We start from the raw sequence: 26126 nt of genomic DNA, 5'->3' as shown, positions 1-26126 counted from the left end.
TTCGCCCTTGCGGAGACGGGGGGACGTGGCCGCACGACCGCGGCTGATGATTCCGTGCAGCAGAGAGCGACGTTTCACGTGAAACACGATGCCCGGACGGAGTCATCCGGCCGCTACGACACTCCGAAATCCATACCTATAGGGCTCAACACCCCAGCGATACGCCTGCGGGCGCTGCCCGGCAGGGGCTCAGCGACGCCGGCGCGTGCGGCTCGTACGGGCGGCCTTGGCCCGCTTCGCCGCGAACCGCACCCCGCCGGGGCTTTCCCCGACCTCGACCCGCACCACGGTGGACAGCGGATCCACGATCCCCTCACCCACGTGCAGCACCGAGGTCTTCACCACACCGAGCTTGGTCAGCGCGGCCTTCGCCGCCACCAGCTCCTCCTCGGCGGTGTCGCCCTTCAGCGCCAGCATCTCGCCGTACGGGCGCAGCAGGGGTACGCCCCACCCGGCCAGCCGGTCCAGCGGGGCCACCGCACGCGCCGTCACCACGTGCACCGGCTGGAGCTTGCCGAGGACTTCCTCGGCCCGCCCGCGCACCACCGTCACATGGTCGAGCCCCAGCAGCTCCACGACCTCCTGGAGGAAGTTCGTGCGGCGCAGCAGCGGCTCCAGCAGCGTGATCTTCAGGTCCCTCCGGACCAGGGCCAGCGGAATGCCGGGGAGACCGGCACCCGACCCCACGTCGCACACGGTGACGCCTTCGGGCACCACCTCCGAGAGCACGGCGCAGTTCAGCAGGTGCCTCTCCCAGAGCCGCGGCACCTCGCGCGGCCCGATCAGGCCCCGCTTGACACCCGCGTCCGCCAGCAGCTCCGCGTACCGCACAGCTTCCGGGAAATGCTCGCCGAACACCACGCGCGCCTCTTCAGGTGCCGGGGGCGCTTCTTCGGGCATCGGGGGAAGCTCAGCTGCCTCCGTCACGGGGACCGTCCTTCCGTACCGCATGGTTGTGAATACCCCGACCACAGCACTGTCGTCACTGCCGTTGCTGCCGTCACTGCCAGGCTGACAAAGATCGGCCCCGCCTGCGAGACAGACGGGGCCGGACACACAGGCTTCCGGTCAGGCCGGAAGTACGACGACGAAGCGCTGCGGCTCCTCGCCCTCGGACTCGCTCCGCAGACCGGCGGCGGCCACGGCGTCGTGGACGACCTTCCGCTCGAAGGGGGTCATCGGGTCCAGCTTCAGGGGCTCACCGGACGTCTTCACGTCCTCCGCGGCCTTGGCGCCGAGCGCCGTCAGCTCCTCGCGCTTCTTCGCCCGGAAGCCGCCGATGTCCAGCATCAGCCGGCTGCGGTCCCCGGTCTCGCGGTGCACGGCGAGGCGGGTCAGCTCCTGCAGAGCCTCCAGCACCTCACCGTCGCGGCCGACGAGCTTCTGCAGGTCGCGAGCGGACTCGCTGACGATGGAGACAGAGGCGCGGTCCGCCTCGACGTCCATGTCGATGTCGCCGTCCAGGTCGGCGATGTCCAGCAGACCCTCAAGGTAGTCGGCCGCGATCTCACCCTCCTGCTCGAGGCGGGTCAGGGTGTCGCCACTCTCAGCGGCGGCGGTGGTGGTGCCTTCCGTCACGGGAGGGACTCCTTCTTACTTCTTGGGAGAGGGCTTGCTGGGGGGCGTCTGACGCTGCGACTTCGACTGGCGCTTGGGCTGCTGCCGCTTCTGGGCACCACCGCCGGCCGCATCGGAGTCGACGGTCGCCTCGACGCTCTTCGCCACGGAGCCGTCCGCCTGCGCGGCCAGGCCCTGCTTGGTGAGACCGGTGATGAACTTGCGCTCGTTGTCGTTGCGGTCCGGGCCCTTGGCCACGATCGCCGCGACGATCTTCTTCTTGCCCCGGCTCTTGAGCTCGCCGTGGGAGGTGATCTGCTTCAGCAGGCGCGTCAGGTACTGGTCCTGGGCCAGGCTGCCCGGGGTGGGGTTCCGGCTGATGACGAACATCTGCTGGCCCATGGTCCACAGGTTGGTGGTCAGCCAGTAGACGAGGACACCGACGGGGAAGTTGATGCCCATGACCGCGAAGATCAGGGGGAAGACGTACATCAGCATCTTCTGCTGCTGCATGAACGGCGTCTTGACCGAGAGGTCGACGTTCTTCTGCATCAGCTGGCGCTGCGTGTAGAACTGCGACAGCGACATCATCACGATCATGATCGCGGTGACGATGCGTACGTCGGTGATGTCGGCGCCCAGAGCGGCGACCTTGTCCGCGCTGTCCGTGAACTTGGAAGCCAGCGGGGCTCCGAAGATGTGCGCGTTACGCGCGCTCTCCAGCAGCGGGCCGTCGATCTTGCCGATCGGCGTGCCGTTGGCGATGGAGGCAAGCACGTGGTAGAGCGCGAAGAAGAACGGGGACTGCGCCAGGATGGGAAGGCACGAGGAGAGCGGGTTGGTACCCGTCTCCTTGTACAGCTTCATCATCTCTTCGGACTGGCGCTGCTTGTCGTTCTTGTAGCGCTCCTGGATCGCCTTCATCTTCGGCTGGATCGCCTGCATGCCGCGCGTCGCCTTGATCTGCTTCACGAAGAGCGGGATCAGGCAGATACGGATCAAGATCACCAGGGAGACGATGGACAGGCCCCAGGCCCACCCACTGTCCGCGCCGAACATGGCGCCGTACACCTTGTGGAACTGGACGATGATCCACGAGACAGGCGTGGTAATAAAGCTGAACAGACTGGCAATCGTGTCCACTAATCAGGCTCCTTGAGCATTGCGAGATCTACGCAACGCACTGCGCAGCTGCTCGTGCCAACGCGGGCGTTTCCGGGGTGGGACGTGGTCCACGCCACCCGGGGACCACGGATTGCACCGCAGGATCCGCCAGGCGGTCAGAGCCGTCCCCTTCACCGCACCATGCCGGTCGATGGCCGTGAACCCGTAGTGCGAGCACGAGGGGTAGTAGCGGCACACCGGCCCGAGCAGCGGACTGATGGTCCACTGGTACAGCTTGATCAATGCGAGCAGCGGGTACTTCATCGAGCCACGCCTCCCAAGAGCCGCAGCAGTGCGGCATCAAGGTCCCGGGCCAGCTCGTCGAGACCGGCATCACCCGCTCCGGGCAGAGCCCGTACCACCATCAGGCTACCTTCGGGCAGCTGAGACAGCCGCTCGCGGACGAGATGGCGCAAACGGCGCTTGACCCGGTTGCGTACGACGGCGATGCCGACAGCCTTGCTGACGACGAAACCCGCACGCGTCGAGGGATCGATCTCCCCCGGCGCGTGCGGGTCCGTTGCACCGCTTGTACGTAGGTGGACGACGAGGAGCGGGCGACCAGCCCGGCGACCTCGGCGTACCGCGCTCGCGAAGTCCTCGCGCCGCCTCAGCCGATTTTCGGGAGACAGCACGACGTCACGATCCGCCGCGTCAGTTACGCGGAGAGTTCGGCGCGGCCCTTGCCACGACGGTTCGCGAGGATGGCGCGGCCGGCACGGGTACGCATCCGGAGACGGAAGCCGTGGGTCTTGGCACGACGGCGGTTGTTCGGCTGGAAGGTGCGCTTGCTCACTCGGGGGCTCCAGAGAATAAATCGTTTAGGCGGGACATCGCCTGGCTGTCACCGTGCGCCCACGAGGAGAAAACTCGCGTGTTCGCCCGAGTGGCACCGCAAAACGATCACAACCAGTGATCTTCGCCCATCGGTAGGCAGGCGGCAGCAGCCATCGACAACTCGACCTCGTTACGGTACGCGCGGCTACGCCATCCGGTCAAACCGAGCCGACGGTGCCCCACACTGTGCACAGGCTGTGGACAACGACTTGAACCGTACCCGCTGGCCTGACTACCGTTGTCCGACCCTGGATTTTTTGTCCCGACCGTCCCAAAGAACCACACATTCGTGGGACCCCCTCTGAGAGAGCGTGCTCTGTGGCTGACGTACCTGCCGATCTTGCCGCAGTGTGGCCAAGGGTGCTCGAAAAGCTCCTCGGGGAGGGACAGAACAGCATCGAGCCCAAGGACAAGCAGTGGGTCGAGCGCTGTCAGCCCCTGGCCCTGGTGGCGGACACCGCGCTGCTCGCCGTCCCCAATGAGTACGGCAAGCGCGTCCTCGAGGGCCGGCTCGCCCCGCTCATCAGCGATGCCCTCAGCCGTGAGTGCGGCCGCCCCATCCGGATCGCGATCACGGTCGACGACTCCGCCGGCGAGCCCTCGCCCCCGGCCCCGTCCGCCTCTTCCTCCCGCGACGACTACGAACCGTACGGCGGCCAGCGCCCCGGCGGGCACACCGGTCCGATGGGCCACACGGGCCCCGGCGGCCACACCGGCCCCGCCGACGACCAGCTCCCCAACGCCCGCCCCGCCTACCCGGACTACCAGCAGCAGCGCTCCGAGCCCGGCGCCTGGCCCCGCGGCGGCCAGCAGGACGACTACGGCTGGCAGCAGCCCCGCCTCGGCGGTTTCCCCGAGCGCGACCCGTACGCCTCCCCGCAGCCGGGCTACATGCAGCAGTCCGAGCCCTCCTCCTACGACCAGGGCTCCTACGAACAGCAGCAGTACGAGCAGCAGCAGTACGAGGGTCAGCAGCAGCGCTCCTCCCGCCAGTACGAGCAGCAGCAGTACGAGCAGCCGCCCGCGCGGCAGGCGCCCAGCCGGCCCGCGCCCTCGGCCCCGTCCGTCGGCTCCACCTCGGGACCGCTGGAGCCGACGGCCCGGCTGAACCCCAAGTACCTCTTCGACACCTTCGTCATCGGCGCCTCCAACCGCTTCGCGCACGCCGCCGCGGTGGCCGTCGCCGAGGCGCCTGCGAAGGCGTACAACCCCCTCTTCATCTACGGGGAGTCGGGCCTGGGCAAGACGCACCTGCTGCACGCCATCGGGCACTACGCGCGGAGCCTCTACCCCGGCACCCGGGTGCGGTACGTGAGCTCCGAGGAGTTCACCAACGAGTTCATCAACTCGATCCGCGACGGCAAGGGCGACGCCTTCCGCAAGCGCTACCGCGAGATGGACATCCTTCTCGTCGACGACATCCAGTTCCTCGCGAGCAAGGAGTCGACGCAGGAGGAGTTCTTCCACACCTTCAACACGCTCCACAACGCCAACAAGCAGATCGTCCTCTCCTCCGACCGGCCGCCCAAGCAGCTCGCCACCCTGGAGGACCGGCTCCGCAACCGCTTCGAGTGGGGCCTGATCACCGACGTCCAGCCGCCCGAGCTGGAGACCCGTATCGCGATCCTGCGCAAGAAGGCCGTCCAGGAGCAGCTCAACGCCCCGCCGGAGGTGCTGGAGTTCATCGCCTCCCGCATCTCGCGCAACATCCGCGAGCTGGAGGGGGCGCTGATCCGGGTCACGGCCTTCGCGAGCCTGAACCGGCAGCCGGTCGACCTGGGCCTGACCGAGGACGTCCTGAAGAACCTGATCCCGGGCGGCGAGGACAGCTCGCCCGAGATCACCGCCACCGACATCATGGCGGCCACCGCCGACTACTTCGGGCTGACCGTGGACGACCTGTGCGGCTCCTCGCGCAGCAGGGTCCTGGTCACCGCCCGGCAGATCTCCATGTACCTGTGCCGGGAGCTCACCGACCTCTCCCTGCCCAAGATCGGGGCGCAGTTCGGCGGCCGCGACCACACCACCGTCATGCACGCGGACCGCAAGATCCGCGCTCTGATGGCGGAACGCCGCTCCATCTACAACCAGGTAACGGAGCTCACCAACCGCATCAAGAACGGCTGACGCCGGCTCTGTGCACGGACCGTTCGGGGCGTCGTCGAGCCTCTCAAACCGCTTTCAGAGGGCGCTCCCGGGTCACTTCGGGGGCGCCCTTCTTCATGCGTGCGCCCCCAACCTGTTCGAATACGCCCCCTTGGAGGCAACTCATCCACAGATTGGGCGACTTTCTTCCGTCCACAGCCTGGGGACGGGTTGCGTCACCCACAAGACTGTCCACAGGTCCCAGGCGTGAGGCACCATCAGGGCTGGTCAGACCCCTGTGGAATTGTGCGAAACGGCTATCCACAGGCTGTGGACGAAATATTCATCCACAGGTCCGTCCACCGCGTTGTCCACCGGTGGTCCACAGCTTCCCGGGTGCTGTGCACAGGATCAGACGACTTCCCCACACCGTTGTCCACTGTTCGGCAACGAGGAACCCTCCATCACCGCCCCGAGTGAAAGCGGTCACACCGAAGTCGACGTTTGGGTTGTGGAGTACTCGGGAAAACCTGGGGACACACCTGTGGAGTAGTCGGGGTCATCTGGGGATGGCCTGTGCAGAAGTTTTCGTTCTCCACAGAGACACCTGGTTGTCCACCGGTGTCGCCCACAGGGTGTGGGGATAAAAAACTGGGTCTGACCTGCAAAAACAGCGTTATCCACTGTTTCCACAGGCCCTACTACTACCCCCATAGAGAGTTAGCCCGGTTTCGGTTTTCAAGCGGGTCCTGTGCACAACTCCGTGGATCGCCCTCCCCGACACCTCGCTCCCGACTTGACCGCCAGCAGCGACGACTGTCGGCGCCGTACGTCAGACTGGTCCCCGGCATCGGTCGAGGCATCGACGAGCCGACGACGAAGGCCGGCAGACGAGCGAGCAACAGCAGGAGGCGGTTTCCGGTGAAGATCCGGGTGGAGCGCGACGTACTCGCGGAGGCGGTGGCCTGGGCTGCCCGTAGCCTCCCGGCCCGGCCGCCGGTGCCCGTTCTCGCGGGCCTGCTGCTGAAGGCCGAGGAGGGCAAGCTGTCCCTCTCCGGCTTCGACTACGAGGTCTCGGCCCGCGTCTCCGTCGAGGCGGACGTCGAGGAGGACGGCACCGTCCTGGTCTCCGGCCGGCTGCTCGCCGACATCTGCCGCGCCCTCCCCAACCGCCCGGTGGAGATTTCCACAGACGGTGTACGGGCGACCGTGGTCTGCGGATCCTCGCGATTCACACTCCACACCCTGCCTGTGGAGGAATACCCGGCGCTGCCCACGATGCCCACCGCGACCGGCACCGTGCCCGGCGAGGTCTTCGCCTCCGCCGCCGCCCAGGTCGCCATCGCCGCCGGCCGCGACGACACGCTGCCCGTGCTGACCGGTGTCCGCATCGAGATCGAGGGCGACAAGGTCACCCTGGCCTCCACCGACCGCTACCGCTTCGCGGTCCGCGAGTTCCTGTGGAAGCCCGAGGACCCCGAGGCCTCGGCCGTGGCCCTGGTGCCCGCCAAGACCCTCCTGGACACCGCCAAGTCGCTCACCAGCGGCGACACGGTCACCATCGCGCTGTCGGGCTCCGGCCAGGGCGAGGGCCTCATCGGCTTCGAGGGCGCCGGCCGCCGCACCACCACCCGCCTCCTCGAGGGCGACCTGCCGAAGTACCGCACGCTCTTCCCGACGGAGTTCAACTCGGTCGCCGTGATCGAGACCGCCCCGTTCGTCGAGGCCGTCAAGCGCGTGGCCCTCGTCGCCGAGCGCAACACCCCGGTCCGCCTCAGCTTCGAGCAGGGCGTGCTGATCCTGGAGGCCGGCTCCTCCGACGACGCACAGGCTGTGGAGCGCGTCGACGCGAAGCTCGAGGGCGACGACATCTCGATCGCCTTCAACCCGACCTTCCTGCTGGACGGCCTGAGCGCGATCGACTCTCCGGCCGCGCAGCTGAGCTTCACCACGTCCACCAAGCCGGCGCTGCTCAGCGGCCGCCCGGCGGTCGACGCCGAGGCCGACGAGGCGTACAAGTACCTGATCATGCCGGTCCGCCTCTCCGGCTGAGACCGGGAAACGACGCGGCAAGCCCCTCGGGCCCGGCCCCGCTTCCCGCGGGACCGGGCCCGAGGGCGTTCCGCCGCCCGCCCGCGGAGCCCCGTAGCGGGCCCGTAGCAGCCCCGCAGGGGTCCTGCGGCGGCCGTGCGGGAGCCCGTACGGAGCCCCGTGCGCGGCCCTCCCGGCGCCCGGGCGCCGACACCCGGAGTGCCCGTGGCGCCGGGCGGCACGGCCCGGCGTAGGCTCGGCACGGGGGGATGTCCCCGGGCAGGGGTGACCCCCGGCACAGACGGCCACAACGCTTAAGGAACCACCTGATGGAGCTTGGTCTCGTCGGTCTCGGCAAGATGGGCGGCAACATGCGCGAGCGCATCCGCCGCGCCGGCCACACCGTCATCGGATACGACCGCAACCCGGACCTCGCCGATGTCCACAGCCTGTCGGAGCTTGTGGACAGCCTGCAGGCCCCCCGCGTGGTGTGGGTGATGGTCCCGGCCGGCGCGGCGACCCAGTCCACCGTGGACGAGCTCGCCGGCCTGCTCTCGCCCGGCGACATCGTCGTCGACGGCGGCAACTCGCGCTGGACCGACGACGAGAAGCACGGCGCCGAACTGGCCGCCAAGGGCATCGGCTTCGTGGACTGCGGAGTCTCGGGCGGCGTCTGGGGCCTGGAGAACGGCTACGCGCTGATGTACGGCGGCGACAAGGAGCACGTCGCGGCCGTCCAGCCCGTCTTCGACGCCCTCAAGCCCGAGGGTGAGTTCGGCGCTGTGCACGCGGGCAAGATCGGTGCCGGCCACTTCGCGAAGATGGTCCACAACGGCATCGAGTACGCCATGATGCAGGCCTACGCCGAGGGCTGGGAGCTCCTGGAGAAGGTCGACTCGGTCACCGACGTCCGCGAGGTGTTCCGGTCCTGGCAGGAGGGCACGGTCATCCGTTCCTGGCTGCTGGACCTGGCCGTGAACGCGCTGGACGAGGACGAGCACCTGCAGCAGCTGCGCGGCTTCGCGCAGGACTCCGGCGAGGGCCGCTGGACGGTCGAGGCCGCGATCGACAACGCGGTGCCGCTGCCGGCGATCACCGCCTCGCTCTTCGCGCGCTTCGCGTCGCGCCAGGACGACTCCCCGCAGATGAAGATGATCGCCGCGCTGCGCAACCAGTTCGGCGGCCACGCGGTCGAGAAGAAGTAATCCACAACCGCTCCACAGGTCCACAGGGCCACGGCTTGTAGTCCACAGCCTGTGGAGCGGAGCACGGCAGAGCAGCAGGAAGCCGGGGGAGGTCGGCGCCACATGCACGTTTCGCATCTCTCGTTGGCCGACTTCCGCTCGTACGCCCGGGCCGAGGTTCCCCTCGACCCGGGCGTCACCGCGTTCGTGGGCCCCAACGGGCAGGGCAAGACCAATCTCGTCGAGGCGATCGGCTACCTCGCGACCCTCGGCAGCCACCGCGTCTCCGCGGACGCCCCGCTCGTGCGGATGGGCGCCGAGCGCGCCGTCATCCGGGCCGCGGTCACCCAGGGCGAGCGCCAGCAGCTCGTGGAGCTGGAGCTGAACCCGGGCCGCGCCAACCGGGCCCGGATCAACCGGTCCTCGCAGGTCAGGCCGAGGGACGTGCTGGGCATCGTGCGCACGGTGCTGTTCGCCCCCGAGGACCTGGCGCTGGTCAAGGGCGACCCGGGGGAGCGGCGCCGGTTCCTCGACGAGCTCGTCACGGCCCGCTCGCCGCGCATGGCGGCCGTGCGCTCGGACTACGAGCGGGTGCTCAAGCAGCGCAACACCCTGCTGAAGTCGGCGGCGATGGCCCGCCGGCACGGCGGCCGCTCCATGGACCTGTCCACGCTCGACGTGTGGGACCAGCACCTGGCGCGCACGGGCGCGGAACTGCTGGCCCACCGGCTCGACCTGATCGCGACCCTGCTGCCGCTGGCGGACAAGGCGTACGAGCAGCTCGCGCCCGGCGGCGGCCCGCTCGGCGCGGCCTACAAGTCCTCCGCGGGCGAGCAGGTGGACAGCGGCGAGGCCCGCACCCGCGAGGCCCTGTACGAGGTCCTCCTCGGCTCCCTGGCGGAGGTCCGCAAGCAGGAGATCGAGCGCGGGGTGACCCTGGTCGGCCCGCACCGCGACGACGTGGTGCTGCGCCTGGGGGAGCTGCCGGCCAAGGGGTACGCGAGCCACGGCGAGTCCTGGTCGTACGCGCTGGCCCTGCGGCTGGCCTCCTACGAGCTGCTGCGCTCGGAAGGCAGCGAGCCGGTGCTGATCCTCGACGACGTGTTCGCGGAGCTCGACGCGCGGCGCCGGGAGCGGCTGGCGGAGCTGGTGGCGCCCGGCGAGCAGGTGCTGGTGACGGCGGCGGTGGACGACGACGTGCCCGGGGTGCTGGTCGGGACCCGGTTCGCGGTGGCCGGCGGGGAGGTGACCCGGCTGTGAGCGGCAAGGAGCAGGACCCCCCGCAGGACCCGCAGGACCCGCCGCGCAAGGCGGCCGAACCCTCCGGCGTGGACCTGGCGCGCCAGGCGCTGGCGGCGGCGCGCGAGCAGGCGCGGGCCCGCGGCAACGCGGCGCAGAACAAGAAGGGCGCCTACCGGCCGGGCCTGCGCTCGGGCGCCCGGGCGGACGGCCGGGACCCGATGCCGCTGATGGCGGCGCTGGACCGGCTGCGCACGGAGCGCGGCTGGGAGATGCCGATGGCGGTGGCGGGCGTGATGGAGCGCTGGCCGGAGATCGTCGGCCCGGACATCGCGGCGCACTGCGTGCCGGCCACGTACGAGGACCGCGAGCTGGTGGTGCGCTGCGATTCCTCGGCGTGGGCGGCGCAGCTGAAGCTGCTGGCCCCGCAGCTGGTGGCCCGGCTCAACGCGGACCTGGGGCAGGGCACCGTACGGCTGATCAAGGTCCACGGCCCGGGCGGCGGGCCGAAGCGGTACGGGCCCTGGCGGGCGCCGGGGAGCACCGGCCCGGGGGACACGTACGGGTGAGCCCGCGGGCCGTGCGTCGCCGGGGCCTGGCGCCGCGAGGCCCGGTTCCGCGCGCCTGAGTACCTGAGTGCCTGAGCGCGGACGGCTGAACCGGCGTGCCCGGCCCTGCGTGTACCGGTCGTGCCCCGGCCCGTTCCCGGTCCTGCGCCCGGTCCCGCGCCCCGATGCGCGTACACCCGTACGGCCCGCCCGCGCGGGCACCCGTACGGGTGAGTAGGTACCCGCGGTCGCCTCGTGCGGACGGCTGTGCGGGTGGTGTCCCTCACGGTAGCGGGAGGTTGACAGCCCGAAGCGCTCAATGCCCGTGTGAGCCTCTTTGAGCCCCTCCCTGGATATGGGGAGTCGGAGAGAGGAGTTTCCGGGCGGCACATGCGGACTCAGGTACCGGCAAACGCCCATTCATGGGGGTGATACCGGTAGACTGAACGAGAATCCCGCGCACGCGCGGGATTCAGTCGAGTAAAGCTGACCACCGCTGACAACGCAGATCGACGCAGCCGCTCCCGCTTGCATGCATGCCGGCCCGGAGTACGGCCTGTGCTGTGCCAGAAAGGGCGCTTCGTGGCCGATTCCGGCAACCCCAACGACAACCAGTCCACAGTCGGCCAGAACGGCGAGGTCACCTCCTCGTACGACGCCAGTGCCATCCAGGTCCTCGAGGGCCTGGACGCGGTCCGCAAGCGGCCCGGCATGTACATCGGCTCGACCGGTGAGCGCGGGCTCCACCACCTCGTCTACGAGGTGGTCGACAACTCGGTCGACGAGGCCCTGGCCGGGCACGCGGACACCATCGACGTGACGATCCTCGCCGACGGCGGCGTGCGCGTGGTCGACAACGGCCGCGGTATCCCGGTCGGCATCGTGCCGTCCGAGGGGAAGCCGGCCGTCGAGGTCGTGCTGACGGTCCTGCACGCGGGCGGCAAGTTCGGCGGCGGCGGCTACGCCGTCTCCGGCGGTCTGCACGGCGTCGGCGTCTCCGTCGTGAACGCCCTGTCGACCAGGGTCGCGGTCGAGGTCAAGACCGACGGCTTCCGCTGGACCCAGGACTACAAGCTCGGTGTGCCGACGGCCGCCCTGCTGAAGAACGAGGAGACGTCCGAGACGGGCACCTCGGTCACCTTCTGGGCCGACGGCGACATCTTCGAGACCACCGAGTACTCCTTCGAGACGCTTTCGCGCCGCTTCCAGGAGATGGCCTTCCTCAACAAGGGCCTGACCCTCTCGCTGACGGACGAGCGCGAGTCGGCGAAGGCCACGATGGGCGCGGACACCGCCGAGGAGACCGACGACCAGCAGGCGCGCACGGTCAAGTACCACTACGAGGGCGGCATCGTCGACTTCGTGAAGTACCTGAACGCGCGCAAGGGCGAACTGATCCACCCGACCGTCATCGACGTCGAGGCCGAGGACAAGGAGCGCATGCTCTCGGTCGAGATCGCGATGCAGTGGAACTCGCAGTACACCGAGGGCGTCTACTCCTTCGCGAACACGATCCACACGCACGAGGGCGGCACTCACGAAGAGGGCTTCCGCGCGGCGATGACCGGCCTGGTCAACCGCTACGCGCGCGAGAAGAAGTTCCTCCGCGAGAAGGACGACAACCTCGCCGGCGAGGACATCCGCGAGGGTCTGACGGCGATCATCTCGGTGAAGCTGGGCGAGCCGCAGTTCGAGGGCCAGACGAAGACCAAGCTGGGCAACACGGAGGCGAAGACCTTCGTGCAGAAGGTCGTGCACGAGCACCTCAACGACTGGTTCGACCGGAACCCGAACGAGGCCGCGGACATCATCCGCAAGTCGATCCAGGCGGCCACGGCGCGCGTCGCGGCCCGCAAGGCCCGCGACCTGACGCGCCGCAAGGGTCTGCTGGAGAGCGCCTCGCTGCCGGGCAAGCTGTCGGACTGCCAGTCCAACGACCCGACCAAGTGCGAGATCTTCATCGTCGAGGGCGACTCGGCCGGCGGCTCCGCCAAGTCCGGCCGCAACCCGATGTACCAGGCCATCCTGCCGATCCGCGGCAAGATCCTGAACGTCGAGAAGGCCCGTATCGACAAGATCCTCCAGAACACCGAGGTCCAGGCGCTGATCAGCGCCTTCGGCACGGGTGTGCACGAGGACTTCGACATCGAGAAGCTCCGCTATCACAAGATCATCCTGATGGCGGACGCCGACGTCGACGGCCAGCACATCAACACCCTGCTGCTGACCTTCCTGTTCCGCTTCATGCGGCCGCTGGTCGAGGCCGGGCACGTGTACCTGTCCCGTCCGCCGCTGTACAAGATCAAGTGGGGCCGCGACGACTTCGAGTACGCGTACTCGGACCGCGAGCGCGACGCCCTGGTCGAGCTCGGCAAGCAGAACGGCAAGCGGATCAAGGAAGACTCGATCCAGCGCTTCAAGGGTCTGGGCGAGATGAACGCCGAGGAACTGCGCATCACCACGATGGACGTGGACCACCGCGTGCTCGGCCAGGTCACCCTGGACGACGCCGCGCAGGCCGACGACCTGTTCTCGGTGCTGATGGGTGAGGACGTCGAAGCCCGGCGCTCCTTCATCCAGCGCAACGCCAAGGACGTTCGCTTCCTCGACATCTGAGTCGGCTCAGCTGACCGCCTGAAAGGACCTCTGACCAGCAATGGCCGACGAAACCACGCCCACCGCCGCGGAATCCGCGGAGGAGCAGCCCGTCGTACGCATCGAGCCCGTGGGGCTCGAGACGGAGATGCAGCGCTCCTACCTCGACTACGCGATGTCCGTCATCGTCTCCCGCGCGCTGCCCGACGTACGGGACGGCCTCAAGCCGGTCCACCGCCGCGTGCTGTACGCGATGTACGACGGCGGCTACCGGCCCGAGAAGGGCTTCTACAAGTGCGCCCGCGTCGTCGGCGACGTCATGGGCACGTACCACCCGCACGGTGACTCCTCGATCTACGACGCCCTGGTCCGCCTGGCCCAGCCGTGGTCGCTGCGCATGCCGCTCGTGGACTCCAACGGCAACTTCGGCTCCCCGGGCAACGACCCGGCGGCCGCGATGCGTTACACCGAGTGCAAGCTCATGCCGCTGGCCATGGAGATGCTCCGGGACATCGACGAGGAGACCGTCGACTTCAAGGACAACTACGACGGCCGCAACCAGGAGCCGACCGTCCTGCCGGCGCGGTTCCCGAACCTGCTGATCAACGGCTCCGCGGGCATCGCGGTCGGCATGGCCACCAACATCCCGCCGCACAACCTGCGCGAGGTCGCGGCCGGCGCCCAGTGGGCGCTGGAGCACCCGGAGGCTTCGCACGAGGAGCTCCAGGACGCGCTCATCGAGCGGATCAAGGGCCCGGACTTCCCGTCGGGCGCCCTGGTCGTGGGCCGCAAGGGCATCGAGGAGGCGTACCGGACCGGTCGCGGCTCCATCACGATGCGCGCGGTGGTCGAGGTCGAGGAGATCCAGAACCGCCAGTGCCTGGTGGTCACGGAGCTTCCGTACCAGACCAACCCCGACAACCTGGCGCAGAAGATCGCCGACCTGGTGAAGGACGGCAAGGTCGGCGGCATCGCCGACGTCCGCGACGAGACCTCGTCCCGGACGGGCCAGCGCCTGGTGATCGTCCTCAAGCGCGACGCCGTCGCCAAGGTCGTGCTGAACAACCTGTACAAGCACACCGACCTGCAGACGAACTTCGGCGCGAACATGCTGGCGCTGGTGGACGGCGTGCCGCGCACGCTGTCGATCGACGCGTTCATCCGCCACTGGGTGACGCACCAGATCGAGGTCATCGTCCGGCGCACGAAGTTCCGCCTGCGCAAGGCGGAGGAGCGCGCCCACATCCTGCGCGGTCTGCTCAAGGCGCTGGACGCGATCGACGAGGTCATCGCGCTGATCCGGCGCAGCAACACGGTCGAGATCGCCCGCGAGGGCCTGATGGGCCTGCTGTCGATCGACGAGATCCAGGCGAACGCGATCCTGGAGATGCAGCTCCGCCGCCTGGCGGCCCTGGAGCGGCAGAAGATCGTCGCCGAGCACGACGAGCTCCAGGCCAAGATCAACGAGTACAACGCGATCCTGGCCTCCGAGGAGCGCCAGCGTCAGATCGTCAGCGAGGAACTGGCGGCCATCGTCGAGAAGTTCGGCGACGACCGGCGTTCCAAGCTGGTGCCCTTCGACGGCGACATGTCCATGGAGGACCTGATCGCCGAAGAGGACATCGTCGTCACGATCACCCACGGCGGGTACGTCAAGCGCACCAAGACCGAGGACTACCGCTCGCAGAAGCGCGGCGGCAAGGGCGTGCGCGGCACGAAGCTGAAGCAGGACGACCTCGTCGACCACTTCTTCGTGTCCACCACGCACCACTGGCTGCTGTTCTTCACGAACAAGGGCCGGGTCTACCGCTCCAAGGCGTACGAGCTCCCGGACGCCGGCCGTGACGCCCGCGGGCAGCACGTGGCGAACCTGCTGGCCTTCCAGCCGGACGAGAAGATCGCCCAGATCCTCGCGATCCGCGACTACGAGATCGCCCCGTACCTGATCCTGGCCACCAAGGGCGGCCTGGTGAAGAAGACGGCGCTCAAGGACTACGACTCGCCCCGTTCGGGTGGCGTCATCGCCATCAACCTGCGGGAGACCGAGGACGGCAGCGACGACGAGCTGATCGGCGCCGAGCTGGTGTCCGCCGAGGACGACCTGCTGCTCATCAGCAAGAAGGCGCAGTCGATCCGCTTCACGGCGACCGACGACGCGCTGCGCCCGATGGGCCGCGCCACCTCGGGCGTGAAGGGCATGAGTTTCCGCGGAGGGGACGAACTGCTCTCCATGAGCGTGGTCCGGCCCGGTACGTTCGTCTTCACCGCGACCGACGGCGGCTACGCCAAGCGGACGCCGGTGGAGGAGTACCGCGTCCAGGGCCGTGGTGGCCTGGGCATCAAGGCGGCGAAGATCGTGGAGGACCGCGGCTCGCTCGTCGGGGCGCTCGTGGTCGACGAAACGGACGAAATCCTCGCCATCACGCTCAGCGGTGGTGTGATTCGTACGCGCGTCAACGAAGTACGGGAGACCGGCCGTGACACCATGGGCGTCCAGCTGATCAACCTGGGCAAGCGGGATGCCGTCGTCGGCATCGCCCGCAACGCGGAGGCCGGTCAGGAAACTGACGAGGCCGACGACAGCGAGAACGAGATCGGGACCGAGGCGGCCGTCGAAGGACAGGCCGCCGAGGCTGCCGGGGGCACGGAGCCCTCGGCTGGGGAGCACGAGGAGTAAGCGTGAGCGGAGCCACGGGCGCCGGACCGGCCCACACTGGAGCGAATGGTGCCCGTGGCCCCGCCGCGGACTCTCAGGGGGGAACCGTGACGGACACCCGAGGACCGCAGCCGCCTCAGTCACCTCAGACGCAGGCCGGCCCTCAGCAGCCCTACCACCCGCCGCAGGCGTACTCGGTGCCCCAGGGCCCCGGGGCGCCGCGGGGGGCGGGCGACCCCGGTGCGCAGCGCAAGCCGCGCACGGGGGCCCGTATGGCGCCCAGGACGCGCAAGGCGCGGCTCCGGGTGGCCAAGGCCGACCCCTGGTCGGTGATGAAGGTCAGCTTCCTGCTGTCGATCGCGCTGGGCGTGTGCACGATCGTCGCGGCGGTGGTGCTGTGGATGGTCATGGACGCCATGGGCATCTTCTCCAGCGTCGGCGGCACGATCAGTGAGGCGACCGGCTCGAACGAGAGCAACGGCTTCGACCTCCAGACCTTCCTGTCGCTGCCGCGCGTTCTGATCTTCACGACGGTGATCTCGGTCATCGACGTGGTGCTCATGACGGCGCTGGCGACCCTGGGCGCGTTCATCTACAACCTGTCGGCGGGATTCGTCGGCGGTGTGGAGCTGACGCTCGCCGAGGACGAGTAGGCCTCCGAGGACGGGGCGGATGACCTGCGCAGACGGGCCGCCGCTATCGATTTTGGAGTCACCGGGTCTGTGCGCTAACCTTCAGAAGTCAGCGCGCAGCGCGGATGGGGCTATAGCTCAGTTGGTTAGAGCGCATCCCTGATAAGGATGAGGCCACAGGTTCAAATCCTGTTAGCCCCACAGTGTCGAAGACCCCCAGGCCCATGGCCTGGGGGTCTTTGTCGTTGGGCCAGTTGGTGCAGTGGTAGGTCACCGATCGGTATCGGTCGGTGTGTATTGTTGGGCGCCAGAAGTCCCCTACGTCAACGAAAGACGAGGTCGCGCGGTGAAGAAGCTGCTCCTGGTCGCACTGGCCGCCATCGGCGGGCTCCTCGTGTACCGCCAGATCCAGGCGGACCGTGCGGAGCAGGACCTGTGGACGGAGGCAACCGACTCCGTGCCTTCTGGTTCCGGTGTGTGAGACCCGAGGTTGATCCCAGAGCCCCGACTGCCGCTGCGGTCGGGGCTTTGTGCTGCTCTGTGACGAATTGTTGCGGTATGCAAAGAACTTGCTTGCGTTGGCAAACTCGGGGTGGGTGCGCGTGATGGGTGGGGTACGTCGGGTACGGACGGCCGCGGTCGCGGGGCTGGCCGCCCTCGGGCTGGTCGCGGTGCTGCCGGGGGTCGCGGGCGCCGCGGGGAGCCCGCAGCCGGTGCCGTCCTACCGGGGCGCGGACGGTGCGGTGGCGGTGGCGGGCAAGCCCTCCACGGCCGGCGCCCCGGAGCTGAAGGCCGGGTCGGTCTACAAGGACTCGATCGCGCCGGGGGAGCGCTACTACCGGCTCTACCTCGACGGCAGTTCGAGCGTGTACGTCTCCGCCGTGCTCCAGCCCCCGGGCGGTGCCAAGGTGAGCTACAGCGACGGCCTCGAGGTGGAGGTCCTGAACGCCGAGAACCGCTCCTGCCCGGGCAGCCCGGGGCGGGCGGCCTTCGGCTACGACGCCGTTCCGCTCAGCGCCGTGGGAGCCCGGGTGCGGCAGGAGGACGCCGACTGCCAGGGGAGCGCCACCTACTACGTCAAGGTCACCCGCGAGGCGGGCAAGGACGGGGAGCAGGCCGCCTGGCCCCTGGAGCTGAAGGTCCAGCGCGAACCGGAGCTCGGCGGGGGCAACGCCCCCACCGCGGCCCCCAGCGTCTGGCCCTCCGCCTCCCCGACCCTGCCGGGCAGCGATCCGGCGCAGCGCACCGGCGGGACCGGCTTCAACGACGCGCGGGCGCTGGACACCGGGGTCTGGAGCGACGAGCTGCGGCCCGGGCAGACCCGCTTCTACCGGGTGCCGCTCGACTGGGGGCAGCAGCTCGGGCTCGCCGCGGAACTCTCCGCGGGCCGGCTGACGAAGGACTCCGGGTACGCCCCGTCCGGGCTCACCGTCTCGCTGTACAGCCCGTACCGGTCCCTGGTCGACGACAAGGAGGCCACGTACGACGGGAAGCAGGCGGGGCTCACCCTGCCGCGGACGCCGCCCGTGGCCTACGAGAACCGCTTCTCCCCCGACCGGAAGGTCGGGGCGGTCCGGGTGGCCGGCTGGTACTACGTCGCGGTCACCATGGCCCAGAAGGTCGGGGAGTTCACCCAGGACGCGGTGCCCGTCCCGCTGACCCTGCGCATGGAGGTCATCGGCACGCCGGGCAAGGCCCCGGCCTACGCGGAGGACCTCGCGGCCGCCGGCTTCGGGGTGGGGGCCCAGGACCGCACCGCGGCCAAGGAGGGCAGCACGGCCGTGGAGGCCGACGCCGCCGCCGCGAACCGGTCGGTGATGCGGGTGGTCGCGGGCGCCGGCTTCGGTACGGGGACGCTGCTGCTGCTCGTGCTGGGCGGCTGGATCCTGCTGGCCCGGCGGCGCACCCCCTAGAAGGCGGTGCGCCCTAGAGCTGGGTCAGGGCCCAGATGCCGACGGCGAAGCACAGCACCGCCGCGAGCAGGATCCCGGCGGTGACCTTCGCGGGCGGGGGCGCGAGGGCGGTGGCGCGGGGTGCGGCGGGAGGGGCCGGCTGGGGCTCCGGCTGCGGCTGCGGCGCGTACGGATACGGGGCCGTCGGCGTCGTCTGCGGATGCGGCTGCGGCGGGCTCTGCGGAGTCGCGTCGGCGGCGGCCAGGGGCGGCGGGAGGTGGAAGCTGCCCGTCTCCGAGGGCCCGAAGACCCCGAGGGGAGTGGTGACGGGGGTGGGGGCGTCGGCGACGGGAGGCGCGTGGGGTGCCGTGGGCGGGGTCTCGGACGGACCTTGGTACTGGGCCTGGTACCGGGATTCGTGCGCGGCCTGATGCGCGGTCTGGGGTGCATCCCCGTGAGTGACCTGCTGGGGCAGGTGGGGTGTTCGGGGTCCTTGAGGCGTGAAACCGGCGGGCACCGGGCCCAGTTGGTCGAACACCTCGACCGGATCCCCGTCCGGGCCGGGCGGCGGCAGCAGTTCCACGGCCTCGGCGAGGGCCCTGCGCGCCCCGGTGGCCGTCTGGAACCTGCTCCGGGGGTCCGGCTGGAGCAGCGCGGCCAGGACGTCCCACAGCGGCGCGGGAACGCCCTCGGGGGCATCGGGGGTGCCGTGGGTGAAGAACTGCTCCACGAGGGCCTGGGAGTCGGGCTTGGCGCCCTGGAGCAGGTAGATGCCGACCAGTCCGACGGCGAACAGGTCGGCGGTGAAGTCGGGTTCGGAGCCGAGGAGTTGTTCGGGGGCGAGATAGCCCGGCGTGCCGACCACGTAGGCGGTCTCGGTCAGCCGGGGCTCGCCCTTGCGCATGGCGATGCCGAAGTCGGACAGCCGCAGGTGCGGCCGCCCGGTTCCAGTGGCCTCCATCAGGATGTTGGCCGGTTTGATGTCGCGGTGCACGACACCCTCCGCATGCACCGCCGCCAGCCCCGACAGGAGCTGGTCGAGCAGCGTGCACACGAACCGGGGCGGCAGGGCCCCGTAGTCCCCGATCACATGGGCGAGGGAACCGCCGGCGACGAGGTCCATGGTGAAGAGGACCTTGTCGTCGTCCGCCGCCCAGCTGGCCGGGGCCAGTACGTGCGGGTGATCGATCCGCAGCGCCTGCTCGCGGACGAACCGCAGCAGGGTGTGGGCATCGCTCTGCAGGAGGACCTTCGCTGCGACGTAGCGGCGGCGCCGGTGGTCCCAGGCACGCCATACGGCGCCTGCGCCGCCACGTCCGATCGGGTCGATCAGTTCGTACCGGCCGGCGAAGATCTCACCCATTGCTGCGCCCGTCCCCCGTCGTCAGCTGTGTCCGTCGCGTGCGTCGCGCGTCAGTTCTGGTGCGCCTCGTAGTGCGCGACGGCGTCGGAGGTGCGGCCCGCTCCGTACACCCGGAGGAACTCTGCCAGTTCCGGGTGGGTCGGGGCGAGGGTGTCCGCCGCGTCGATGATGTCGCCCGCCGCGGAGACCGAGCGCAGCAGCGACTGGATCTCGCGCACGACGCGCTTGACGGTCGGTGCGCCGGAACCGGTGGCGGCCTGGCTGGTGCTGTTGCTGAGGACGGAACCTCCCTGGGTCTTCTTGATCTCGTCCATGCGGTCGGTCGCCTCTCCCGCGCTGACGCTCCCGTCGGCCACCTGGCCGGCGAGGTCCTGGAGAGCCTGAACCCGCTGGACCACGGCGGGGTTTCCGATCTTGGCCCGCTGACCGCTCATCAGCTGGGACAGCATCGGAGCCGACAGCCCGAGGACGGCAGCGAGGCGGGCCTGGTTCAAACCGAGGTCATCTATGAGCCGGCGGAAGAGCGCGCCGAGCGGCTCCCCGTACCAACTCCGCTGGAGTTCCCTGGCTCTGGCGGTCGCCTCTTGCTGTACTGCGTCCACTCTTACTACTCCCCTTCGCTGGTGCGAACCTCGCGAGCATCTTACGGAGAGTGGTCGCGGGGCGGGAGTCCCTATCATTTTGCGGGATGAGGGGGTACACCCGGTACTCTGTCCTACGGAACGGTCACTCCCTCCCGGAGGACGGCCGTGCCCGTATACGGGGCCTTAGCTCAGTTGGTAGAGCGCTGCCTTTGCAAGGCAGATGTCAGGAGTTCGAATCTCCTAGGCTCCACATCAAGAAAACCCTGCCTGACCAGCGGAAACGCCGGTCAGGCAGGGTTTTTTCGTGCACGGCTCCGCGGGGTCGGCGGGGGTCAGCGGGGGCCGGGGCGGCGGCACAGTTCGTGGAGCCGGGAGATGCGCCAGCCCTCGCCCACGGGTGCGCCCCGGGGGGTCAGCAGGACGCCCGAGTTGGCCCGTACCGCTTCGGTCAGTGCCGGGCCGCGCAGGTCCGGGGCGGCGGTGAGGGTCCGGGCCAGGGCCGTGACCGCGCTGTCGGCCCGGCGCACCGCGCAGGAGTGCGCGTGGACGGCCCAGACTTCGAGGCCCGCCGCGTACGAGTCGAGGGAGCCGAAGGTGCCGAGCCCGCAGTCGGCGGGGATCAGCACCGGGCCCCTGGGCGCCACCGCGCGGGCGAGGCGCAGGCAGAGTTCCTGGGGGGCCAGTACCGCGAGGACGTCCTGCGCGGCGGCGCCCGCGGTCGGGGTGGTGGCCAGGCCGGCCGCGGCGGCCTCCTCGCCGACCCGGCGGGCCAGTTCCGTCCACTGCGCACTGCCGTCGTGGAGCGTCGAGAGAGAGGCCGCCCCCAGTGCGGCCGCTCCCTCGACGATCAAGCGCGGCAGGGAGTCCTCGTCGGGAGCCCAGCTGAGCGCGGTGGCCCCGGGCGGCAGGAAGGGCAGCAGGCAGGTCAGCCCCGCCGCCTCGTACGCCGCCGCCGCGGCCTTGCCGCGGGCCGGGTCGGTGTGTCCGACCACCGCCGCGTAATCCCCTGCCACGACGTCTTCCTCGACCCCCGCGGTCTCGTCGTGCACCCGCCAGTCGGCGGCCGCGGGGTGCTCGGCCTTCGCCCGCTCGATCCCTCCGAGGAGCGCCGCCCCCCAGGCGGCCCGGGGGCCGGTCAGCGGGGCGACGACCGCGACTTCCGGTCGTCTCGTCATGGTCAGCCCCAGATGAAGGAGTCGGTCGAGGCGGCCGCCGGCTGCGGCGCGGCGAGGGCCGCGGGGGCTCCGCCGAGGACGAAGGCGGCGGCGATCAGGGCGAGCAGAGCGGTGCGGACACGAGACATGGAGAACCCCCGGAAGATCTGTGCTGTGGTGTGGGACCAGCATGCTGCGGGGGCTTCGGCGGTGGCTACGGATGCGAAGTTCCGGGACCGGCCATGGCCAGGGGCGGACACGCAGGGCGGTCCGGCAGCGGCTCCCACCTCTGCGGATGTCCGTATGCCGGACCTCACTGGCCGTAGTGCGGACCCCTTCCTAGGATCGCGGGTGCGAACCGTGGGGGATGGTTCGGCAAGCCGAGGGGGCGGTGTGGACGACGTACGGGCCAAGGCTCAGGAGCTGTACCGGATCGCACTGGACGACGCGTCCTGGCGGCCGGAGCTCGTCACGGGCGAACGCGGGTGGACCGACCCGGAGTTCGCCGACGCCCTGCGTCTGCTCAACCGGCTCGGGCTGTTCGTGCCCTCGCCCGAGACGCGCAACGGCTGGACGGCGCTGGCCCCGGACACGGCGCTGCGCAACCTCCTGCTGGAGGAGGAACAGCACACGGGGGCCCTGCTCTCGGCCGTGCAGCAGACCCGGGCCGCGCTCGCCCAGGTCGTCACCGACTTCCAGCCGGTGCACGCCCGGGAACTGTCCTCCGTGCAGATGGAGGTGGTCACCGGCGCCGCCAATGTCTCGGCCGCCCTGGAGGACGCCTCGCAGCGGGTCGAGCGCGAGGTGCTCTCCCTGCACCCGGGACGGGCGCTGCCCGCCGAGATGATCGAAGCGGGCCTGGAGCGGGACCGGCTGGCGCTCGGCCGCGGGGTGCAGATCCGCACCATCCACCTGGGGTCGGCCGCCGCCGTGCCGCACATGAGCGCGTACCTGCGCAGGCTGAACACCGCCGGGGCCCAGGTGCGCACCGCGCACACCCTGCCGCTGCGGCTGATCGTGGTGGACCGCTCCCTGGCCATCGTCCCCGCCCCCGAGCCGGTGGACGGGGACATCGCCGCCGTCGTACTGCGCGGGGAGACGCTGGTCGGCGTCCTGCGCGGGATCTTCGAGCACTGCTGGGCGGCCGCCGGCGTGCTGGGCGAGGGCGTCACCGCGGCGAGTGCGGAGGCCCCGGGGGGCGGGGGCGGCTGGCAGCCCACCGGCCGCCACCGCGAGCTGCTGCGGATGCTGGAGGGCGGACTGACGGACGAGACGATGGCCCGCAAGCTCGGGGTGTCCGAGCGCACGGTCCGCCGTCTCGTCTCCGAGCTGACCGAACGGCTAGGCGCGGCCAGCCGGTTCCAGGCCGGTGTGTGCGCGGTCCGGCTGGGCTGGCTCGACGACTGAGGCGGTGGCCCCGGTCTGCGGGGCGGCCTCGTTCGCGGCGGCCTCGTTCGGGGCGGTCTCGTCAGGGTCGGCCTCGTCCGCTGTGGCCGGGACGGCGGCGGCCGTGCGGCCCCAGGCGGTGCCCGCGAGGACCAGCAGCGCGCCCGCCAGGCCGAGCAGTCCGGGCCGGTCCCCGGCCAGTGCGATGCCGAACACGGCGGCCCACACGGGCTCGGTGCCCAGCAGGAGGCTGACCCGCGAGGGCGAGGTCTTGCGGACGGCCCACATCTGCGTGAAGAAGGCGAAGAGCGTGCAGAACACGGACAGGTAGACCAGCCAGAGCCAGTCGGACACGTCGAACGCGGCGGCGGCCGCCCACGGGGCGGCGCCGGTGCCCGGCGCGAAGGACAGCAGGGCGAACACCGTGACCGCGCTGCCGAGCTGGAGCGTGGTCATCGACATCGAGTCCGCGCCCCGGACCGACTTCATCCGCGACATCGCGAGGACGTGGACGGTACGGGCCAGGGCCGCGCCCAGCATCAGCAGGTCGCCGAGGGAGGGCGCGGTGAAGCCGGCCCCCTGGGTCAGCAGCAGGACGCCCGCCACCGACAGCCCGGCCGCCGCCATGAAGGGGCGCGGCAGCGCGGTCCCGCGGATCCGGCTCTCCGCGATCGGGGTGAAGATCATCGTGAGGCTGATGATGAGCCCGGCGTTCGTCGCGGAGGTGTGCACCACCCCGTAGGTCTCCAGCAGGAAGATCCCGGCGAGGATCAGCCCGAGGACGCCCGCGCCGCGCACCTGCGCCCCGCCGAGGGCGCGGAGCCTGCGCCACCCGGCGATGACGAGCACCGGCAGGGCCACCGCGAACCGCAGCACCAGCACGGCCAGCACGGTCTGGGTGGTGGTGACGCCCTTGGCGGCCAGGTAGCTCGATCCCCACACCACTGCGACCAGCAGTACGGGCAGATCGGTCAGCCAGGCGCGGCGGGCCCGGGCGGTGGCGGTGGCGGTCATCGGTACTACTCCTACGGGGTGTGGGGGAGGGGTGGAGCGGTGGGGCGGGCTCAGCGGGCGGTGTAGGCGATCACCAGGACGTCACGGTGGGCCGCGGCCCGGGGGTCGACGGGCTGCAGTCCGGTCACCGAGTGCAGGGTCCGGCGGTCGTCACCGAGCAGGAGGTCGCCGGGCTCGGTCAGGGTGGTGGTGAGCAGGTGCTCGCCGGCGTCGGTGTGGACGCCGCTCTCGCCGCCGGTGACGTTGGTCCGGCCGATCATCAGCGAGGTGATGAAGGTGACGCCGTCCCGGTGGCGACCCTCGGGGGCCGGCTGCCCCTCCTGGTCGGCGGAGGCGATGATCCGGTACGGGTGGAGCTTGATGTTCCAGGTCCTCGTACCGTCGACCGCCGTGAAGATCCGGCCCAGTTCGACCAGGACCGACCGCAGGAGCTGGTCGCCGACGAAAGCGCCGGTCAGCGGGTCGAAGACGCGCTCCACACCGCCGTTGAGGGGGTTGACCTCGGTTTCCTGGCGGTACGGCTCGTGGGGGAGCAGGCTCAGCTCGCCGGAGTCGGCGTCGAGCTCGAACTGGCCGTAGCGGCGGAAGCGGTAGGTGCCGCCGTCGGCCATGTGCGTGTCGAGGGTCAGCTCGTCCCAGTGGGCGGCGAAGCGGGCCCAGTCGGAGGCGTCGGCGTCGACCAGGTCGGAGAGGGCCCGGGCGGGCATCAGGTGCCCGCCGGCTCCGGCGAGGGCGGCGGTGGCGTCGAGCGCGACGGGGTGCGTGGTGGAAGCGGCAGTGGTCATGGAAGTGCTCCGTGGAAACGAGGAAGAACAGTCGGTACGGGGATCGGCACGCGGATCGCTACGGGGGGTTCCCACGCGGGATCCCTACGGGGAAAGGGGGCTCAGACGGCCGTGAGCAGGGAGTCGGCGCGGGCGAACGGCGCGGACTCGGCTGCGATCGCCTGCTCCTCCCAGGCCTCGCGGTCCCGCAGGTACAGCGGCTTGACGGCGTTGATGGCCCGGGTGTCCGCCCCGCCGGTCCGCAGCCGCCAGGTCACCGAGCCGGTGGTGCGGGCGGCGCAGGTGTCCATGAACGCCTGGACGGTGAGCCGCAGGTCGCCGAACCAGCGGCCCTCCAGTGCCTCGCGCACCCAGACCTGCTCCAAGTGGCGCTTCTCCCGGATGAGTTCGGCGTCCAGGCAGGCGCTCTCGATGTGCCGGTAGCTGCTCAGGAGCAGGTAGGCGCCGGGCATCTCGCGGATCTCCAGCACCTTCTCGCCGTGGTCCAGGTGCTCCAGGCCGGAGTAGCGGCCGAGACCGTAGGCGCCCACCCGGTGGTTGAGCTGGTCGATCAGGTCGGTGAGCGGCATCGGCACCCCGTCGACGGCGACCGGGAGTCCGCGCTCGATGGAGACGGTCAGGGTGTCGCAGTCGCCGGGCAGGGCGGTGGGGCGGCTCCAGGTGTACATGTCCTCCGGGACCGCGTGGCGCTCCGGGTCGTCGAGGATCCCGGACTCGAACTCGCGGCACCACAGGTTGGAGTCGCCGCTGACGATCCGGCCGGCGAGCAGGTCGATCCCCGCGGACCGCAGCTCGACGAGCTTCTCCTCCCGGGTGACCGGGTCCAGGTCGTACGGGCTGCCGAAGCTGCCCTCCCAACCGAGCAGGGTCAGCGCGCCGTTGAGCCGGCGCAGGGTGTTCTGCGAGCGGTTCGCGGTGTGCAGGACGGTCTGGGCGCCGAGGGCGCGTGCCAGGTCGACCGCGCTGCGGGCGATGAGCGGGCGGCTGAGGGTGGAGCTGACCGGGTGGATGCCGAGGTAGACGGCCTGGGCGGCGATCGCGGGGGCGACGTACTGGCCGGCGAACTCCTCGCGCCGGTCGAGGATGTGGATGGTCGCGCCGAGCGCCTCCGCCACCTGGCGCTTGTACTGGCTCGACTCGTCCTCGCCGATGTCGACGCTGACGGCGTGCACGTCGCGGACGCCCATGCGGCGCAGCCGCAGCAGCAGGTACGAGCTGTCGAGGCCGCCGCTGAACAGGGTGACGACGGGACGGTTCGGGTCCAGGGTGTCGAGCTGCGAGAAGGAACGTATGAGCGGGGACTGCATGGTCTCTCCAACCTTGGCGCGGTTCACAAGAGAGGAGATTTCCCTGCGGCGGACTTCCGGACAATGGATTCCGGCCTTCCGCGCCCGGCCATGGCCGGTCCCGGACGCGGTGG

At 70.2% G+C, this 26126-nt stretch carries 24 protein-coding genes, 2 tRNA genes and 1 pseudogene; 14 read left to right on the top strand and 13 right to left on the bottom strand.

Annotated features, from left to right (window positions below; genetic code table 11):
- Positions 1-189: 189 nt before the first annotated feature.
- The 6 genes from rsmG to rpmH form a co-directional block, all read right to left on the bottom strand.
- Positions 190-900 (bottom strand): 16S rRNA (guanine(527)-N(7))-methyltransferase RsmG, encoded by a 711-nt coding sequence (rsmG, locus tag AC3IX6_RS18465; protein WP_489371483.1) that lies wholly within the window; start codon positions 898-900, stop codon positions 190-192.
- A gap of 168 nt (positions 901-1068) precedes the next feature.
- Positions 1069-1578: a Jag family protein gene (locus tag AC3IX6_RS18460; RefSeq protein WP_243331117.1), complete on the bottom strand. Its 510-nt coding sequence runs from the start codon at positions 1576-1578 to the stop codon at positions 1069-1071.
- 15 nt (positions 1579-1593) lie between these two features.
- Positions 1594-2700, bottom strand: coding sequence for a membrane protein insertase YidC (gene yidC / locus AC3IX6_RS18455; protein ID WP_489371207.1), 1107 nt, complete (start codon positions 2698-2700; stop codon positions 1594-1596).
- A 3-nt stretch (positions 2701-2703) separates the two neighbouring features.
- Positions 2704-2985: a membrane protein insertion efficiency factor YidD gene (gene yidD, locus AC3IX6_RS18450; protein ID WP_007265231.1), complete on the bottom strand. Its 282-nt coding sequence runs from the start codon at positions 2983-2985 to the stop codon at positions 2704-2706.
- Complete coding sequence (gene rnpA, locus AC3IX6_RS18445) at positions 2982-3356, bottom strand: ribonuclease P protein component (protein ID WP_267754555.1); 375 nt, start codon at positions 3354-3356, stop codon at positions 2982-2984. Before rnpA ends, yidD begins: the two co-directional genes overlap by 4 nt.
- A 23-nt stretch (positions 3357-3379) precedes the next feature.
- Complete coding sequence (gene rpmH, locus AC3IX6_RS18440; protein ID WP_100597229.1) at positions 3380-3517, bottom strand: 50S ribosomal protein L34; 138 nt, start codon at positions 3515-3517, stop codon at positions 3380-3382.
- A gap of 359 nt (positions 3518-3876) precedes the next feature.
- Between rpmH and dnaA (AC3IX6_RS18435) the strand changes: the two are divergent.
- The 12 genes and pseudogenes from dnaA (AC3IX6_RS18435) to AC3IX6_RS18380 form a co-directional block, all read left to right on the top strand.
- Positions 3877-4438: pseudogene (gene dnaA, locus AC3IX6_RS18435) on the top strand (chromosomal replication initiator protein DnaA); the annotation flags it as partial.
- Between the two features lie 11 nt (positions 4439-4449).
- Positions 4450-5685 carry a chromosomal replication initiator protein DnaA gene (gene dnaA / locus AC3IX6_RS18430; protein WP_489371482.1) on the top strand — a complete coding sequence of 412 codons (1236 nt, stop codon included), beginning with the start codon at positions 4450-4452 and terminating at the stop codon, positions 5683-5685.
- Between the two features lie 879 nt (positions 5686-6564).
- Complete coding sequence (gene dnaN / locus AC3IX6_RS18425; protein ID WP_243331110.1) at positions 6565-7695, top strand: DNA polymerase III subunit beta; 1131 nt, start codon at positions 6565-6567, stop codon at positions 7693-7695.
- Between the two features lie 308 nt (positions 7696-8003).
- Positions 8004-8879 (top strand): phosphogluconate dehydrogenase (NAD(+)-dependent, decarboxylating), encoded by an 876-nt coding sequence (gene gnd / locus AC3IX6_RS18420; RefSeq protein WP_243331108.1) that lies wholly within the window; start codon positions 8004-8006, stop codon positions 8877-8879.
- 102 nt (positions 8880-8981) lie between these two features.
- The gene (gene recF, locus AC3IX6_RS18415) at positions 8982-10118 is read left to right on the top strand and encodes a DNA replication/repair protein RecF (RefSeq protein ID WP_489371206.1); all 1137 of its coding nucleotides are present in this window, start codon (positions 8982-8984) and stop codon (positions 10116-10118) included.
- Complete coding sequence (locus AC3IX6_RS18410) at positions 10115-10666, top strand: DciA family protein (protein ID WP_489371205.1); 552 nt, start codon at positions 10115-10117, stop codon at positions 10664-10666. The genes recF and AC3IX6_RS18410 overlap by 4 nt, the downstream gene beginning before the upstream one ends.
- Positions 10667-11203: 537 nt before the next feature.
- Complete coding sequence (gene gyrB / locus AC3IX6_RS18405) at positions 11204-13261, top strand: DNA topoisomerase (ATP-hydrolyzing) subunit B (RefSeq protein WP_327253836.1); 2058 nt, start codon at positions 11204-11206, stop codon at positions 13259-13261.
- Between the two features lie 40 nt (positions 13262-13301).
- On the top strand, positions 13302-15917 hold the full coding sequence (gene gyrA, locus AC3IX6_RS18400) for a DNA gyrase subunit A (protein WP_489371204.1): 2616 nt from the start codon (positions 13302-13304) through the stop codon (positions 15915-15917).
- Between the two features lie 86 nt (positions 15918-16003).
- Positions 16004-16549, top strand: coding sequence for a DUF3566 domain-containing protein (locus AC3IX6_RS18395; protein WP_489371203.1), 546 nt, complete (start codon positions 16004-16006; stop codon positions 16547-16549).
- Between the two features lie 106 nt (positions 16550-16655).
- Positions 16656-16729 (top strand) — tRNA-Ile (locus AC3IX6_RS18390).
- A gap of 145 nt (positions 16730-16874) precedes the next feature.
- Entirely contained in the window at positions 16875-17009 is a 135-nt protein-coding gene (locus tag AC3IX6_RS18385) for a DLW-39 family protein (protein WP_208809277.1), read from the top strand.
- Between the two features lie 124 nt (positions 17010-17133).
- Positions 17134-18441: a hypothetical protein gene (locus AC3IX6_RS18380; RefSeq protein ID WP_489371202.1), complete on the top strand. Its 1308-nt coding sequence runs from the start codon at positions 17134-17136 to the stop codon at positions 18439-18441.
- Between the two features lie 13 nt (positions 18442-18454).
- On the opposite strand, the gene AC3IX6_RS18375 is transcribed toward AC3IX6_RS18380, so the two are convergent.
- Together AC3IX6_RS18375 and AC3IX6_RS18370 are read right to left on the bottom strand one after the other, a co-directional pair.
- Positions 18455-19783: a serine/threonine-protein kinase gene (locus tag AC3IX6_RS18375; protein WP_489371201.1), complete on the bottom strand. Its 1329-nt coding sequence runs from the start codon at positions 19781-19783 to the stop codon at positions 18455-18457.
- Between the two features lie 50 nt (positions 19784-19833).
- Positions 19834-20385 carry a helix-turn-helix domain-containing protein gene (locus AC3IX6_RS18370; protein WP_243331094.1) on the bottom strand — a complete coding sequence of 184 codons (552 nt, stop codon included), beginning with the start codon at positions 20383-20385 and terminating at the stop codon, positions 19834-19836.
- Between the two features lie 159 nt (positions 20386-20544).
- Between AC3IX6_RS18370 and AC3IX6_RS18365 the strand changes: the two genes are divergently transcribed.
- Positions 20545-20617 (top strand) — tRNA-Ala (locus AC3IX6_RS18365).
- A gap of 82 nt (positions 20618-20699) precedes the next feature.
- Here the strand turns inward: AC3IX6_RS18365 and AC3IX6_RS18360 are convergent.
- Complete coding sequence (locus AC3IX6_RS18360; RefSeq protein WP_489371200.1) at positions 20700-21542, bottom strand: hypothetical protein; 843 nt, start codon at positions 21540-21542, stop codon at positions 20700-20702.
- Between the two features lie 2 nt (positions 21543-21544).
- Entirely contained in the window at positions 21545-21670 is a 126-nt protein-coding gene (locus AC3IX6_RS18355; RefSeq protein WP_489371199.1) for a hypothetical protein, read from the bottom strand.
- Positions 21671-21914: 244 nt separating this feature from the next.
- Between AC3IX6_RS18355 and AC3IX6_RS18350 the strand changes: the two genes are divergently transcribed.
- On the top strand, positions 21915-22928 hold the full coding sequence (locus AC3IX6_RS18350) for a LuxR C-terminal-related transcriptional regulator (RefSeq protein ID WP_489371198.1): 1014 nt from the start codon (positions 21915-21917) through the stop codon (positions 22926-22928).
- Here AC3IX6_RS18350 and AC3IX6_RS18345 read toward each other — a convergent pair.
- The 3 genes from AC3IX6_RS18345 to AC3IX6_RS18335 all read right to left on the bottom strand — a co-directional run bounded on the left by AC3IX6_RS18345 (position 22863) and on the right by AC3IX6_RS18335 (position 26013).
- The gene (locus AC3IX6_RS18345) at positions 22863-23921 is read right to left on the bottom strand and encodes a DMT family transporter (RefSeq protein WP_489371197.1); all 1059 of its coding nucleotides are present in this window, start codon (positions 23919-23921) and stop codon (positions 22863-22865) included. The two genes, AC3IX6_RS18350 and AC3IX6_RS18345, sit on opposite strands and share 66 nt — an antisense overlap.
- Before the next feature lie 50 nt (positions 23922-23971).
- A complete protein-coding gene (locus AC3IX6_RS18340; protein WP_489371196.1) occupies positions 23972-24706 on the bottom strand; it encodes a 2OG-Fe dioxygenase family protein in 735 nt (244 codons plus the stop codon).
- Between the two features lie 101 nt (positions 24707-24807).
- Positions 24808-26013, bottom strand: a complete 1206-nt coding sequence (locus tag AC3IX6_RS18335; RefSeq protein WP_489371195.1) for an argininosuccinate synthase-related protein — start codon at positions 26011-26013, stop codon at positions 24808-24810.
- Between the last annotated feature and the right edge of the window lie 113 nt (positions 26014-26126).

The sequence above is a fragment of the Streptomyces sp. GL_141 genome (genome assembly GCF_057834385.1).
Note: the sequence above shows the minus strand (reverse complement) of the source record. Positions and strands in the feature narration are given on the sequence as shown.

Coding starts and splice junctions, on each gene's coding strand:
- rsmG (WP_489371483.1), bottom strand. CDS start 900: ATGCCCGAAGAAGCGCCCCCGGCACCTGAAGAGGCGCGCGTGGTGTTC.
- yidD (WP_007265231.1), bottom strand. CDS start 2,985: ATGAAGTACCCGCTGCTCGCATTGATCAAGCTGTACCAGTGGACCATC.
- dnaA (WP_489371482.1), top strand. CDS start 4,450: ATGCAGCAGTCCGAGCCCTCCTCCTACGACCAGGGCTCCTACGAACAG.
- gnd (WP_243331108.1), top strand. CDS start 8,004: ATGGAGCTTGGTCTCGTCGGTCTCGGCAAGATGGGCGGCAACATGCGC.
- recF (WP_489371206.1), top strand. CDS start 8,982: ATGCACGTTTCGCATCTCTCGTTGGCCGACTTCCGCTCGTACGCCCGG.
- gyrA (WP_489371204.1), top strand. CDS start 13,302: ATGGCCGACGAAACCACGCCCACCGCCGCGGAATCCGCGGAGGAGCAG.
- AC3IX6_RS18380 (WP_489371202.1), top strand. CDS start 17,134: ATGGGTGGGGTACGTCGGGTACGGACGGCCGCGGTCGCGGGGCTGGCC.
- AC3IX6_RS18375 (WP_489371201.1), bottom strand. CDS start 19,783: ATGGGTGAGATCTTCGCCGGCCGGTACGAACTGATCGACCCGATCGGA.
- AC3IX6_RS18360 (WP_489371200.1), bottom strand. CDS start 21,542: ATGACGAGACGACCGGAAGTCGCGGTCGTCGCCCCGCTGACCGGCCCC.
- AC3IX6_RS18355 (WP_489371199.1), bottom strand. CDS start 21,670: ATGTCTCGTGTCCGCACCGCTCTGCTCGCCCTGATCGCCGCCGCCTTC.
- AC3IX6_RS18345 (WP_489371197.1), bottom strand. CDS start 23,921: ATGACCGCCACCGCCACCGCCCGGGCCCGCCGCGCCTGGCTGACCGAT.
- AC3IX6_RS18340 (WP_489371196.1), bottom strand. CDS start 24,706: ATGACCACTGCCGCTTCCACCACGCACCCCGTCGCGCTCGACGCCACC.
- AC3IX6_RS18335 (WP_489371195.1), bottom strand. CDS start 26,013: ATGCAGTCCCCGCTCATACGTTCCTTCTCGCAGCTCGACACCCTGGAC.